Below are 13,455 nucleotides of genomic sequence, written 5' to 3'. Positions count from 1 at the left end.
TCCCCGCCCCGTCGCTGGTATGAGACGATACCGGCACCAGGGGCCACACCGCCCCGCTCGCTCGCCATGCACGTGCCCTCATGCTCACCGCCCTGCTGACCTTGCTCTCCCACTATCGCCGCCACCCCGGCCAGCTCGCCATGCTGCTGCTGGGCCTCTGGGTGGCCGGCGCGCTGTGGAGCGGTGTGCAGGCGATCAACGCCTCGGCCCGCGACAGCTACGACCGGGCCGAGGCGCTCTTCACCACCGGCCTGGACCGCCTGGAGCGCCGCGATGGCGAGCCCCTCGACCGTGCGGACTTCGTGTCCCTGCGCCGCCAGGGCCTACCGGTCTCGCCGCTGCTGGAGGGCCAAGTGGTGACCTCGCCGGGCGAGCGGCTGACGGTGATCGGCATCGACCCGCTGACACTGCCCGGCGACAGCGCCTTCGCCACGGCGGGCAGCCGCGGCGAGCTCACGGCCTTGTTCACCCCACCCTGGCAGACCCGGCTGGCCCCGGATACCGCCTCGCGGCTGGGGCTCGAGCGGCAGGCGGCCCCGGGCGCCGAGCCCGCCCTGGCCGATGGCCAACGGCTGCCGCCGCTGGTCCTCGCCCCGGCGCTGCCGCCGGACACCCTGGTGGTGGACATCGCCGTCGCGGCCCGACTGCTGGAGCGTGACACCGCGGTCAGCCGGCTGGTGACGGCGGCCGGCGCGCTGGAGACGGCTCCCGAGGGCTACCGGCTCGGCCGTGCGGACACCCTGGTCGACCCCGGCGAGCTCACCGCGAGCTTCCACCTCAACCTCAGCGCCATGGCGCTGCTGGCGCTGATCGTCGGGCTCTTCATCGTCCAGGCAGCGCTGGGGCTGGCGCTGGAGCAGCGCCTGGGACTGCTGCGCACCCTGCGTGCCCTGGGCGTGCCGGGGCGCACCCTGGTCGCCCTGCTGGCGCTCGAGCTGGCCCTGCTGGGCGTCATCGGCGCCCTGGCGGGCATCGCCAGCGGCGTCTGGCTGGCCCGTGCCCTGCTGCCGGACGTGGCGGCCACGCTGCAGAGCCTCTACGGCGCCGCGGTGGGCACGCAGCTGCGGCTGCCCTGGCACTACTGGCTGGGCGGACTCGGCGTGACCCTGGGCGGGCTCTTCGTCGCCGGCAGCGGCTTCCTGTGGCGGGCCGCGCGGCTCGGCGTGCTGGGGCTCGGCCAGGCCCAGGCGTGGCGCGCAGGCTTCCAGCGCCAGCTGCTTGGCCAGGCCATCGCCGGCACCCTGGCCGCCCTGCTGGCTCTGGCGATGTGGGCCTGGCTGGCCGCGCAGCCCGCCGGCGAGGGGCTGGTCGCCGGCTTCGTGCTGGTGGGGGCGATGATGCTGGCCTGCGCCCTCTGGCTGTCGCCACTGCTGGCGGCCGGGCTCTCCGGCCTGTGCCGGCTCGCCCGGCGCCGCCCCCTGACCCAGTGGGCGCTGGCCGACCTGCAGCTCCAGCTGCCGCGCCTCTCGCTGGCCATGATGGCGCTGCTGATCGCGCTCTCCGCCAACCTGGGGGTGGGCAGCATGGTCGGCGGCTTTCGCCTCACCTTCCTCGACTGGCTGGACCAGCGGCTGACCGCCGACCTCTACCTGCGCCCGCCGGCCGGACAGTTCGACGCGGTGCAGGCCTGGCTGGTCGAACGCGACGAGGTCGCCGAGCTGCTGCCCACCGCCGACGCCGAGTCGACCCTGCTCGAGGTGCAGGCCCGGGGCGACCAACGCCCCCTCGAGGTGCCGGTGACGCTGTTCGGCATCACGCCGGGCACCCGGCTCACCCCGACCTGGCCGCTGCTCGAGACCCGGGCCGGGCGGGACGCGGCCTGGCGCGCCCTCGAGGAGGGCGAGGCCTTCATCAACGAGCAGCTGGCCCTCGGCCAGGGCCTCGGCCCCGGGGACCGGCTGGTGCTGCGCTCGCCGGGCGGCCACCAGCGGGTGACGGTGGCCGCCATCTACCCCGACTACGGCAACCCCCGCGGCGAGGTGCTGCTGGCCACGGCCGCGCTGCGGGAGCGCTTCGCCGCCACGCCGGGGTCGCTGGGCATCGTGCTCGCCGACACGGCCCCGCCGGGGGAGCGCCGGGCCGAGGCACTCTCCCGGGCGCTCGCCGCCCGCTTCGCGCTGGGCCGCGAGGCCCTGCGCGACCAGCGTGAGGTCAAGGCGCTCTCCACCGAGATCTTCGAACGCACCTTCGCCATCACCCGGGCCCTCAACGCCCTGACCCTGGCCGTGGCAGCCCTGGCCCTGCTCGCCAGCCTGCTGGCCCAGGCCCGGGAACGCCGCCGCCGGCTGGCGCCGCTCTGGGCGCTGGGCGTGACCCGGGGGCGCCTGGCCGGCATCCAGCTGACCCAGCTGGGCGGGGCGGCGCTGGCCACGGGACTGACCGCCGTGCCGCTGGGCATCGCCATCACCGCCTGCCTGGTGGCGGTGATCAACGTGGCCGCCTTCGGCTGGCGCCTGCCGATGCATGTCTTCCCCGCCGAGATCGCGCTGACCCTGGCCACCGCCCTGGGGGTGGCGCTGCTGGCGGCCGGCCTGCCGGCCCTGACCCTCTGGCGCACCCCACCCCGCACCCTGCTGGCCGAGGAGGAGGCGACATGAGGCGCTGGCTGACCTGCCTGATGGTGGCACTGCTTGCCACACTGCTGGCGCGCTGCGAGGACGAGACGCCCCCTGCCCCGTCCCAGGGCTTCGCGGGCCTCGGCGCCGAGGCCGGCGGCTTCCGGCAGGCCACACCCGGCGCCCGTCTACGCTTTCCCGAGGACCACGGCCCCCATCCCGACTACCGCCTGGAGTGGTGGTACCTGACCGCCAACCTGGAAGATTCCGGCGGCGAGCCGCTGGGCGTGCAGTGGACCCTGTTCCGCCAGGCCCAGCAGCCCCCGGCCGAGCGCCCCGAAGCGCCCGGGCCCTGGGCCGCCGACCAGCTGTGGATGGCCCACATGGCCGTCTCCCGGGGAGCAACCCACCGGGTGGCCGAACGCTTCGCCCGGGGTGGCTCGCGGGAAAGCGACCCCGAGCGGGACCAGGCGGGCGTCACCGCGGTCCCCTTCCGTGCCTGGCTCGACGACTGGTCGATGGTCAGCCGCGTCGGGGACAGCGACCGGGATGCCCTGTCAGAGCTTGAACTCGTCGCCACGGCCGAGCATGACGGCGCGCGCTTCGGCTACCGGCTCTCGCTTGCGGCCGAGGGGCCCCTGGTGCGACACGGCGAGAACGGCTTCAGCCAGAAGTCCGCCGACGGCCAGGGCTCGATCTACGTCAGCCAGCCCTTCTACCGGGTCAGCGGCGAGGTCACCCTGGACGGCAAGTCCCACCAGGTGACGGGCCGCGCCTGGCTTGACCGCGAGTGGACAAGCCAGATTCTCGAGGGTCACCAGCAAGGATGGGATTGGGTCTCGCTGCACCTGGAAAGTGGCGACAAAGTAGCGGCAGCGCAGGTTCGTGGTACCGGGAAGGCCGGCGGCAACTATCGGGCCGGTACCTGGATCAGCCCAGCAGGCGAGACCCGCGCCCTGACGCCGGGTGAGTTGGAATTGACGCCCCTGGCCACGTCGACCGTGGCCGGCCGGGAGCTGCCTACCCGCTGGCGGCTACAGGTCCCGGACCAGGATCTCGATCTGGTGATCGAGGCGCCCCACGCCGATCGCTGGATGGCCACCACGGTAAGCTACTGGGAGGGCGAGGTGATCGCTCTCGATCGAGAAAGCGGTGAAACGCTCGGCGAGGGCTATCTCGAGATGACCGGCTACTGAGCCGATGACGACCGGGAGGACCGCCATGCCGCTGCTGGATGCCATCACCGCCTTCGTCCGTGTCGCCGAACTGGGCAGCTATACCCGGGCCGCGGAGGCCCTGGAGCTGTCGAGAACCCGGGTGTCGCGGCTGGTCATGCAGCTGGAGGCCCACCTCGAGGTACGCCTGATCCAGCGCACCACCCGGCGACTGCACCTGACCGAGGCGGGTGAGCGCTACCTGGCGCTGGCCCAGGGCATCCTGCAGGCCCTGGAGGACGCCGAGGCCGAGGTCGGCGCAGGCCGCGTCGAGGTGCGAGGCCGCCTGCGGCTCAACGGTCCGATGAGCTTCGGCACCCGCCACCTGGCGCCCCAGGTCGCCCGCTTCATGGTCGAGCACCCCGACCTGGACGTGCGCCTGGACCTCAACGACCGTCGCGTGGACCTGCTCGAGGAGGGCTATGACCTGGCGATCCGCATCGGTGCGCTGCCGGACTCGAGCCTGGTGGCCCGCCGGCTCACGCGCTGCCGGCTGCTGCTGTGCGCCTCGCCCGGCTACCTGGCCACCCACGGGGAGCCCGGGGACCTGGAGGCACTGGCCGAGCATCGCTGCCTGCGCTATCGCACCGGCGGTGGCACCGAGTGGCAGCTCGGGGGCCGGCGCCTGGCCGTGCAGGGGCCGCTGGACAGCAACAATGGCGATGTCCTGACCCTGGCCGCCGAGGCCGGGCTCGGCATCATCCACCAGCCGAGCTTCCTGGTCGCCGAGAGCATCCGCCGCGGGCGGCTGGTCCCCATCCTGGCCGATGAGCCGCCGGTGACGCTGGGGATCCATGGGGTGTTCCCGGCCCGCCGCCACCTGCCGGCCAAGATCGAGCGCTTCCTCGACTTCCTGGCCGAGGCCTGGGGAGACCCGCCGACCTGGGAGCGGGAGATGGAATTGTCGCCGTTTACGCAATAATGATTTTCATCTAGGCCAGATTATCTTCTGATGGGCCGCGAGTAGAGTGAGCAGCATCAACGCACACCAACCCCCCGACGGAGATTGCGACCATGACCACCCAGGCCCTTGCCACGAACCGCACCGAGTCCCTGCAGCCCCACGCCATCGCCCTGCTGCGCATTGCGCTCGGCGTCATGACCCTGGCCCACGGGCTGATGAAGGTCTTCCTCTTCACCGTGCCCGGCACCGTGGGCTACTTCGAGTCGCTGGGCCTGCCAGGCGTCCTCGCCTACCTGACCATCCTCGCCGAAGTGGGCGGCGGCATGGCGCTGATCCTCGGCCTCTTCACCCGCTGGGTGAGCCTGGCCCTGGTGCCGGTGCTGATCGGCGCCGCCTGGGTCCACCTCGGCAACGGCTGGGTCTTCTCCAACGAGGGCGGCGGCTGGGAGTTCCCGGTATTCTGGGCCATCGCCCTGCTGGTCCAGGCCGGCCTGGGCAGTGGCAGCCTGACCGTCAACCGCCGCCTCGCCTGACCCATCGACCTCGCCGGCCCCTCAGGGCCGGCGCCCGTCCACCGGAGGAGAACCGAGATGCTTCCCAGCCTGTTCATTTCCCATGGTTCGCCGATGCTGGCGCTGACCCCCGGGCCGGCCCACGACTTCCTGCGCCGGCTGGGCCGCGAGCTGACACCTACGGCCATCCTGGTGGTCTCGGCCCACTGGGCCAGCCGACAGCTGCGGATCAGCACCAGCGCGCGTCCCGAGACCATCCACGACTTCGGCGGCTTCCCCCAGGCACTCTTCGAGTGCCAGTACCCCGCCCCGGGTGAACCGGCGCTGGCGATGCGCCTGGCCCGCGAGCTCAACGCCGTGCCCACCGAGCGCGGCCTGGACCACGGCGCCTGGGTGCCGCTGTCGTTGATGTATCCCGACGCCGAAATCCCGGTGGTCTCGCTGTCGCTGCCGGTGGAGTGGTCGAACGCCGAGCTGGTGGCGCTGGGCGAGAAGCTGGCCGCGCTGCGCGAGGAGGGCATCCTGGTGATCGGCTCGGGCAGCCTGACCCACAACCTGGCGGAAATGCAGGCCCTGGAGGCGCCGATGCCGGACTGGGTCGGCGAGTTCGCCGACTGGGTCCATGCCCGGCTGGACGCCGATGACCGGGCCGCCCTGCTCGACTGGCAGCGCGCGCCACAGGCGCGGCGCAACCACCCCACCGCGGAGCACTTCCAGCCGCTGCTGGTGGCCATGGGGGCCGGCGGGCCGGGCAAGCGGCTGCACCACAGCGTGGAGCACGGCGTGCTGGCCATGGACCTCTATGCCTTCGCTTGAGGACAGCGGCGCCAGGTGAGTCGCCACGCCGCACATGAGCGAGGCCGCCCCGTGGGGCGGCCTCGTCGTGTCATGCATCGCGGCAGGATCAGGCGTCGGGGACCTCCAGCACCTGCTGCACGGCCGGCCAGCCCGGCTCGCCGTCGCGGGTGGTGACCCCCTCGAGGAAGGCCTGCACCTTGCCGGGGTTGGCACGGATCCAGTCCAGCGCCACCGCCTCGGGTTCGCGCTCCTCATAGCTGAAGCCGCGGATCATCGCGCTCTGGTCATCGGCCGTGAAGCTGAGCCGGTCGAGCAGCCGGGTGGCGTTGGGGCTGGCCTCGGCGAAGTCGCTGGTCACCAGGGTGCGTACGTCGCTGCGTCCGCCGTCCGGGCCCCACATGTCCTGGGTGTCGGTCAGGTACTCGACGTCGTACTCGATGTTCATCCAGTGGGGCGTCCAGCCGGCGAAGACGATCCACTCCTCGCGATTGATGGCCGCGTCCACGGCGCTGAGCATGCCCGGCGTGGAGGTCTCGGACAGGTCCCAGTCACCCATGCCATAGGTGTCATTCTCGACGGCCTCGTTGAGGGTGTCGCTCATGCCGGAGCCGACCTCGATGGAGTAGACGGTGCGCCCGAGCTTCTCGGCGATCTCCTCGTCGGCGAGGTCCTCGGCGGAGGTCACACCGGCGTCGTAGACATAGCTCGGCACCGCGAAGCCCAGTCGGGCGCCCTCGACGTTGTTACCGAGGTCGACGATGAGGCCCTTTTCCATGGTGGCGTCGAACATCGACTGCTGGGCGGGCAGCCAGGCGGCGAGGAAGGCATCCAGTTCGCGCTGGGTGAGGGCCTCGTAGGTGATGGTGGAGCCCAGTTCCTGCTGGCGGGTCTGGTAGCCCAGGGCATCCAGCAGTTGGGCGGCCAAGGCGGTCTTGACGGTCACGCCGGGCCAGGCGGGCACGGAGAAGCGCACCTGTTCGGGCTCCTCGGCCAGGGCAGCGGAGCTCCAGGCCAGCGGGGCGGCCAGCAGGGCACCGGCCAGAGCTAGGGTCACGGGACGATTCAGCGCTTTCATCGGGTCTCCTTGGCAGATCATGCCATGAACGAACGTGGCCGAGACCTTATCCGCCGGCGGCGTTTAAGGCAAAGACCGCCCCCGCCAGGAGCACGAAGAGAGGTCAGTCGCCCATCTGGCCGAGGCGGTCGGCCTGCACGACCTCGATCCAGTAGCCATCGGCGTCCTTGACGAACACCACGTCCTTCATCTTGCCCTGGTCACCGCGCTTGACGAAGGTCACGTCGTTGGCGTCGAACCAGGCCTGGGCGGCCTCGAGGTCCGGCACGCTGAAGCAGATATGGCCGAAGCCCTGGGGGTCGGCGTTGCCGTCATGGTAGGCGAAATCCCGCTGCGCCTCGGTGCCCCAGTTGTGGGTCAGTTCGAGCACGCCGCGCTGGCTGAAGGTCCAGACGGTGCGTTCCCCGCGCTCCTCCGGAACGCGCTCGCCGGCTTCCGGCCGCGCCAGGAAGTAGAGCGAGAACTGCATCTCCTCGAAGTCGAGCCGACGCAGTACCCGCATGCCGAAGACGCGGGTATAGAAGGCCAGGGCCCTCTCCGGGTCCTTGACCCGCAGCATGGTGTGGTTGAGGCGAAAGCCCTCGCTGTCGGCGGTGGGTGCCTGGACGCCGGGATGCTGTTCTCCCTGGAAGCTCATGGTGACTCCTTCTCACAGGGGTGGATGGTCAATGTGCCGTTGACGTGAGGGCGGCTGGCGCGCTTTTCCACCCCGCCGGACGGATCTCGCCTGGCAGCGCAGGCCGCCACTCCCTTTATAAGACATATACACATATTGCATTTACCGCCACGACGCCGGCAACCGTCATCATGAAACGTGCTTGATATGGGTGAAACGCCTTCTACACTAGTTGTACATCCATATCCCCCACGAGGCAGCCCCATGTCCATCCCGGCCTATCAATTGGGTGACCATGTCACCCTCAAGCAGATCGCCAATGCCGTCGCCCATGGCCTCACGCCGATCGTCGAGGTCGAGTCGATGGATGGCATCTATACGGTGCGTTTCCATCACGCCAATGACGTCTCGGAGCTGTCCGACAGCCAGGGGCATACCCGCACCTTCCTCGGCACCGGCGAGATCCGCGACCTGCTCGGCGGCATCGGCCTGACCCACGGGGTGCTGACCTGGGGCGACCAGTGCGGCGACGAGATGATCGGCGTGCCGGGCCATGCCCTCTCGCCGGACGAGATGCTCGCCAGCGGCACACGCATCGCCTTTCGCTGATGCGCCGCCGGGGGTAGGCTGACGGCATGACCGCCCGTGAGTGAGCCGAAGATGCCCGAGACACCCGCCCTGCCCCACCAGTCGCTCGGCCATGCCCTTCCGATGGCCGGCTCTCGCCTGCTGCTCATGATGCTGCTGGCCGCCCTGCTGGCCGGCTGCGCGGGCAGGGAACTCGCCACCCGCGACGCGCCCGGCGGTCTCTCCATCGACCGGGCGCTGATCCTCGCCGAGGCCAGGCGCGCCCTGGGCACCCCCTACCGCCTGGGCGGCACCACCGAGCGCGGCATGGACTGCTCGGGACTGGTGCAGCGGGCCTACTCCCGAGCCGGCATCCGCGTGCCCCGCACCTCCCGGGAGCAGTTCGAGGCCCTGCCGCGGGTCGACGAGGCGCGCCCCGGCGACCTGCTGTTCTTCGCCACTGCCGGGGGGCGCAAGCCAAGCCACGTGGGCATCTACCTGGGCGAGGGCGAGATGATCCATGCCCCGGGGCGGGGCCGCCGGGTCACCACCACCGCCCTGGCGCTGGACTACTGGCAGGAGCGCTTCCTGGGTGCCGCCGCGCCCGCGCCCTGACGCTCTGCCCTCGAGGGATGACCCGCCAGTCAGTCCCCCACCCATGACCATACTACCCGCCTCAGGCAGGCGATATGCCGGTCCTGCCGGCGCCCGGCGGTGCGAGATGACGGCCGAGGGCTGGGCCTATATCCGCGCCTGAATCGGCGGGACCGAGGTTTATCCCGTTCCCTTAAGCGGGCGTTAAGTTGCCGGGACCAGAGTATCGGGGAAACGTCATGGAGACGCCCCGATGCGACGCCCCGCCCCCCTGCCCTCCCCCGCGCCGTGCCGGCAGCCGCCGCTGGGCCTGTGCCCGCCACCGCTGGCCTGGCGCGAGGCCCACCACTGGCGCGAGCGACGCCGCCTGGAACAGCTCGTGCGCCGCCGCTTCGCCGCCGAGCACGGTGCCCACATCGGCCACTTCCTGCCGCGCCTCTTCGGGCTCTGGCAGGCCGACACCCCCGTGGCGGCGGTGGGCATGCGCGCCGCCGCCAGCGGGCCACTGTTCCAGGAGCACTACCTGGACGACAGCGCCGAGACCTTCCTATCCCGCCGCCTCGGCCGGGCGACGTCCCGCGACGAGATCGCCGAGATCGGCAACCTGGCGAGCCAGCGGCCGGGCCTGCAGCGTCCGCTCTACCTCCACCTGGTGGAGCAGCTGGCGGCGGAGGGCATCGCCTGGCTGCTGTTCACCGCCACGCCCGAGGTCCATAACGGCATCCGACGGCTGGGGCTCGAGCTCCACCCGCTGATGCCCGCCGACCCGGCCCGCCTGGGGGCCGGCCAGGCCGAGTGGGGGCGCTACTACGACCGCCACCCCTGGGTGATGGCCGGCGACCTGCGCCGGGCCCTTCGGGATCTCGTCGACCGCGGCCTGCTGCCGCTCGCAGACCCGGCGGAGGTGACCGATGCCCGGCTCGCCTGAGGCCCTCCTCGAGCGGCTGGCCCGCCACGCCACCGATGGCCCCGAGCGACCGGCCCTGGACGACGGCCACCGCCGGCTTGGCTACGGCGAGCTGGCCACCGCCCTGGAGGATCGCCGGCGACGCCTGGCCCGGAGCGGCGCCCGCCGGGTGGCGCTGGCGCTGGACAATGGCCTGGAGTGGGCCCTGTGGGACCTGGCCCTGCTGCGGGACGGACGGGTCGCGGTGCCGGTGCCCGCCTTCTTCAGCGACGCCCAGCGCCGTCACCTGGTGGCGAGCGCCGGCCTGGACGCCTGGATCGGCCCCGGTGCCGAGGCGCTCGGCTTCTCCGCCACGCCAGACCCGTCCATCGCCACCCGGCGGGTGGCCTCGCGTCCGGCCCTGCATGCCGGCACCACCCGCATCACCTTCACTTCCGGGACCAGCGGCACCCCCAAGGGCGTCTGCCTCGACGGCCTCGCCCCGCTGACGGTGGCCGAGAGCCTCGCCACGGTGGTCGAACCGCTCGGTATCGAACGTCACCTGGCGATGCTGCCGCTGGCGACCCTGCTCGAGAACATCGGCGGCCTCTACGTCCCGCTGTGGCTGGGCGCCACCGCCTGCCTGCCCGCGGTCGCCGAGCTGGGCTGGCAGGGGGCGAGCGGCTTCGACCCTCGCCGGGCCCTGGCGGCCCTCGAGGCCTTCCGCCCGCACAGCCTGATCCTGGTGCCCCAGCTGCTCCAGGCCCTGGTGGCGGCGAGCCCCGAGGCCCCGGAGAGCCTGCGCTTCGTCGCCGTGGGCGGCGCCCGGGTGGCGGCCACCCTGCTCGAGAGTGCACGGGACGTCGGCTGGCCGGTCTTCGAGGGCTACGGGCTCTCGGAGTGCGCCTCGGTGGTGTGCCTCAACCGGCCCGGCGAGGCGGCCCGTGGCGTGGGCCGACCGCTGCCCCATGCCCGGGTCCGCCTGGCCGCCGACGGCGAGGTGCAGGTCCGGGGGGCCACCATGCTCGGCTACTTGGGCGAACCGGCCGCCGGCGACTGGCAACCCAGCGGCGACCTGGGCCACTGGGCCGGCGAGGCCCTGGCGCTCGACGGCCGCCGCCGGGAGGTCTTCATCACCGCCTATGGCCGCAACGTCGACCCCCAGTGGGTGGAGGGCGAGCTCTGCGCCCGGCCGGCCATCGCCCAGGCACTGGTCTTCGGCGAGGCCCTGGCCTGGAACCGGGCGCTGATCGTGCCCGCCGCGCCCGACCTCGATGACGCCCGACTGGCGGCGGCGGTCGCCGCCGCCAATGCCGGCCTTCCCGACTATGCCCGCGTGCAGGAGTGGCGACGCTGCACGCCCTTCACGCCGGAGAGCCATCAGCTGACGGCCAACGGCCGCCTGCGACGCGACGCCATCCATGACCGCTACCGCGACTGGCTCCTCGCCAGCCGGCCCCACCCCGAGCAAGGAGTGACCCCATGACCCCTTACCAGCATCTCCAGGCCGCCACTCGCGCCGAGCGCGACTGGCTGCTTTCCACGCCGCTGCTGACCCGCGCCCTGGCCGGCGAGGTGAACCGCAGCGAGTACCTGGCCTTCCTCGGCCAGGCTTATCACCATGTGCGCTTCACGGTGCCGCTGATGATGGCCTGCGGCGCCCGCCTGCCGGACCGGCTGGGATGGCTGCGAGACGCCCTGGTGGAGTACATCGAGGAGGAGCATGGCCACGAGCAGTGGATCCTCGATGACATCCGCGCCGCCGGCGGCGACTCCGAGGCGGCTGCCGCACGGCCAGCGGACCCCGCTACCCGGCTGATGGTCGCCGCCGTGCGCGACGAGATCACCCACGGCAACCCGGTGGCCTTCTTCGGCATGGTCCAGGTGCTCGAGGGCACCAGCACGGCACTGGCCACCCAGGCCGCCGAGCGGCTGCAGGCGAGCCTCGGCCTGCCCGACGACGCGGTGCGCTACCTGACCTCCCACGGCAGCCTGGACATCGGCCACCTGGCCTTCTTCGAGGGGCTGGTGAACCGTCTCGAGGCCGACGACCTGGCGGCGGTGATCGACACCGCGAAGACGGTCTATCGCCTCTACGGCGCCATGTTCCGCGGCGTCGAGGCCCGCTGTGCCGATGGCAGCGCCACCCGGGAGCTCTCCGATGCGCTGGCCTGACGGGTGGTCTCGCGGCCCTGCCCTGCCGGAGGGAGGCTGGCCCGCCCAGCGGATCCTGATCACCGGCGCCAGCGGCGGCATCGGCCAGGCCCTGGTGGACGAGTTCGCCGCCGCTGGCGCGACGCTGCTGGTCACGGGGCGCCGAGGCGAGGCCCTCGAGGCTCTCGTCGCCCGCCACCCGGGCCAGGTGACGGCCCTGGCCGCCGACCTGACCCGCCCCGGGGACCGGGCCGCGCTGGCCGAGACCGCCGCCGCGGCAGGCTGCAACATGCTGGTCAATGCCGCCGGGGTGAACCGTGTGGGGCTGTTCGAGTCCTGCAGCGACGAGGATCTCGAGCGCCTGGTCACCCTCAACCTCACCGCCACCCTGCAGCTGACCCGGGCGCTGATGCCCATGCTGCTCGCGGCGCGGCATGGCTGGGTGATCAACCTGGGCTCGACCTTCGGCACCATCGGCTACCCCGGCCAGGTCGGCTACTGCGCCACCAAGTTCGCCCTGCGCGGCTTCAGCCAGGCCCTGCGCCGGGAGCTCGCCGATACTCGCGTGCGGGTGCTGCACGTCGCCCCACGGGCCACCCGCACCGCCATGAATGCCCCCGAGGTGGAGGCGATGAACCAGGCGCTCGGCAACACCATGGACACCCCCGCCCGGGTCGCCTCGGCGGTGCGCCGCGCCATCGAGCGTGGCCGCGAGGAGACCCAGCTGGGCCGGCCCGAGCGGCTCTTCACCCGGCTCAACAACCTGCTGCCCAGGCTGGTCGACCGGGCCCTGGCCCGCCAGCTGCCGGTCATCCGCCGCTTCGTCGCCACGCCCGGCGACGCCGCCCCCCACGACACGCCCTGACGCGTCCCGAGAGGAGGAATCCCGCCATGACACGACACCACAGCAAGACACCGGCCAGTCGAGGTCGCCTGGCCGCGGCCCTGCTGGCCACCGCCCTGGCCTGCCTGCCGGCAACCGGGCTGCTGGCCATGGGAGCCGAGATCGCTGAGCCGCTCGCCCGGCTGCAGCAGCGCTGGGCCGAGATCCGCTACGAACTGCCCGAGAAACAGCAGGCGGACGCCTATGCCGCCCTGGCCGCCGAGGCCGACCGGCTGGTCGAGGCCCACCCCGACGCCGCCGAGCTTCACCTCTGGGCCGGCATCGTGCGCTCCACCCAGGCAGGCGCCAGCGGGGGCCTGGGTGCCCTGAAGCTGGTCAAGCAGGCCCGCGCCGAGCTGGAGACCGCCCTGGCGCTCGATCCCCTGGCCCTGGACGGCTCGGCCTACACCAGCCTCGGCGCCCTCTACTACCAGGTTCCCGGCTGGCCGGTGGCCTTCGGCGACGACGACAAGGCGGAGTGGCACCTCAAGCGGGCCCTCTCGATCAACCCCGACGGGCTCGACAGCCTCTACTTCTGGGGCGACTATCTGCACGAGCAGGGCCGCGACGCCGAGGCGCGCCTGGCCCTGGAGAAGGCGCTGCAGGCACCGCCCCGCCCCGGCCGCGAGCTCGCCGATGCCGGGCGCCGCGAGGAGGTGCGCCGCCTGCTGGCCCAACTTAAGGAGTGACCCGCCCC

The 13,455-nt window shown here is 72.4% G+C and carries 14 protein-coding genes; 12 read left to right on the top strand and 2 right to left on the bottom strand.

Annotation, left to right across the window (positions count from 1 at the left end; all coding sequences use genetic code 11):
* The first annotated feature begins 80 nt into the window (after positions 1-80).
* The 5 genes from QLQ86_RS01575 to QLQ86_RS01555 all read left to right on the top strand — a co-directional run bounded on the left by QLQ86_RS01575 (position 81) and on the right by QLQ86_RS01555 (position 6,001).
* A complete protein-coding gene (locus tag QLQ86_RS01575; protein WP_282815705.1) occupies positions 81-2,597 on the top strand; it encodes an ABC transporter permease in 2,517 nt (838 codons plus the stop codon).
* Positions 2,594-3,751, top strand: a complete 1,158-nt coding sequence (locus QLQ86_RS01570) for a lipocalin-like domain-containing protein (RefSeq protein WP_282815704.1) — start codon at positions 2,594-2,596, stop codon at positions 3,749-3,751. Before QLQ86_RS01575 ends, QLQ86_RS01570 begins: the two co-directional genes overlap by 4 nt.
* A 25-nt stretch (positions 3,752-3,776) precedes the next feature.
* Complete coding sequence (locus tag QLQ86_RS01565) at positions 3,777-4,691, top strand: LysR family transcriptional regulator (RefSeq protein WP_282815703.1); 915 nt, start codon at positions 3,777-3,779, stop codon at positions 4,689-4,691.
* A gap of 92 nt (positions 4,692-4,783) precedes the next feature.
* Complete coding sequence (locus QLQ86_RS01560; RefSeq protein ID WP_282815702.1) at positions 4,784-5,206, top strand: DoxX family protein; 423 nt, start codon at positions 4,784-4,786, stop codon at positions 5,204-5,206.
* A 57-nt stretch (positions 5,207-5,263) separates the two neighbouring features.
* Entirely contained in the window at positions 5,264-6,001 is a 738-nt protein-coding gene (locus QLQ86_RS01555; RefSeq protein ID WP_282815701.1) for a DODA-type extradiol aromatic ring-opening family dioxygenase, read from the top strand.
* A gap of 88 nt (positions 6,002-6,089) precedes the next feature.
* Here QLQ86_RS01555 and QLQ86_RS01550 read toward each other — a convergent pair whose 3' ends face one another.
* Together QLQ86_RS01550 and gloA are read right to left on the bottom strand one after the other, a co-directional pair.
* Positions 6,090-7,058: an ABC transporter substrate-binding protein gene (locus QLQ86_RS01550; protein WP_282815700.1), complete on the bottom strand. Its 969-nt coding sequence runs from the start codon at positions 7,056-7,058 to the stop codon at positions 6,090-6,092.
* 103 nt (positions 7,059-7,161) lie between these two features.
* Positions 7,162-7,695, bottom strand: coding sequence for a lactoylglutathione lyase (gene gloA / locus QLQ86_RS01545; RefSeq protein WP_282815699.1), 534 nt, complete (start codon positions 7,693-7,695; stop codon positions 7,162-7,164).
* 243 nt (positions 7,696-7,938) lie between these two features.
* Here gloA and QLQ86_RS01540 point away from each other — a divergent pair, with 243 nt between their 5' ends.
* The 7 genes from QLQ86_RS01540 to QLQ86_RS01510 all read left to right on the top strand — a co-directional run bounded on the left by QLQ86_RS01540 (position 7,939) and on the right by QLQ86_RS01510 (position 13,447).
* A complete protein-coding gene (locus QLQ86_RS01540; RefSeq protein ID WP_282735103.1) occupies positions 7,939-8,283 on the top strand; it encodes a hypothetical protein in 345 nt (114 codons plus the stop codon).
* Between the two features lie 51 nt (positions 8,284-8,334).
* Positions 8,335-8,856 carry a C40 family peptidase gene (locus tag QLQ86_RS01535; protein WP_282735104.1) on the top strand — a complete coding sequence of 174 codons (522 nt, stop codon included), beginning with the start codon at positions 8,335-8,337 and terminating at the stop codon, positions 8,854-8,856.
* 232 nt (positions 8,857-9,088) lie between these two features.
* Positions 9,089-9,763, top strand: coding sequence for a thermostable hemolysin (locus tag QLQ86_RS01530; RefSeq protein ID WP_282815698.1), 675 nt, complete (start codon positions 9,089-9,091; stop codon positions 9,761-9,763).
* Positions 9,747-11,207 carry an AMP-binding protein gene (locus QLQ86_RS01525; protein WP_282815697.1) on the top strand — a complete coding sequence of 487 codons (1,461 nt, stop codon included), beginning with the start codon at positions 9,747-9,749 and terminating at the stop codon, positions 11,205-11,207. Before QLQ86_RS01530 ends, QLQ86_RS01525 begins: the two co-directional genes overlap by 17 nt.
* Positions 11,204-11,896, top strand: a complete 693-nt coding sequence (locus QLQ86_RS01520; protein ID WP_282815696.1) for a TenA family transcriptional regulator — start codon at positions 11,204-11,206, stop codon at positions 11,894-11,896. Before QLQ86_RS01525 ends, QLQ86_RS01520 begins: the two co-directional genes overlap by 4 nt.
* Positions 11,883-12,740, top strand: a complete 858-nt coding sequence (locus QLQ86_RS01515) for an SDR family oxidoreductase (protein ID WP_282815695.1) — start codon at positions 11,883-11,885, stop codon at positions 12,738-12,740. The genes QLQ86_RS01520 and QLQ86_RS01515 overlap by 14 nt, the downstream gene beginning before the upstream one ends.
* A 26-nt stretch (positions 12,741-12,766) precedes the next feature.
* The gene (locus QLQ86_RS01510) at positions 12,767-13,447 is read left to right on the top strand and encodes a tetratricopeptide repeat protein (protein ID WP_282815694.1); all 681 of its coding nucleotides are present in this window, start codon (positions 12,767-12,769) and stop codon (positions 13,445-13,447) included.
* Positions 13,448-13,455: the final 8 nt, after the last annotated feature.

This window comes from Halomonas rhizosphaerae (assembly GCF_030012485.1).
In the GTDB taxonomy this organism is placed as follows: domain Bacteria; phylum Pseudomonadota; class Gammaproteobacteria; order Pseudomonadales; family Halomonadaceae; genus Halomonas; species Halomonas rhizosphaerae.
The sequence above is the reverse complement of the archived record's forward strand: the minus strand, read 5'-3'. Positions and strand labels throughout refer to the sequence as shown.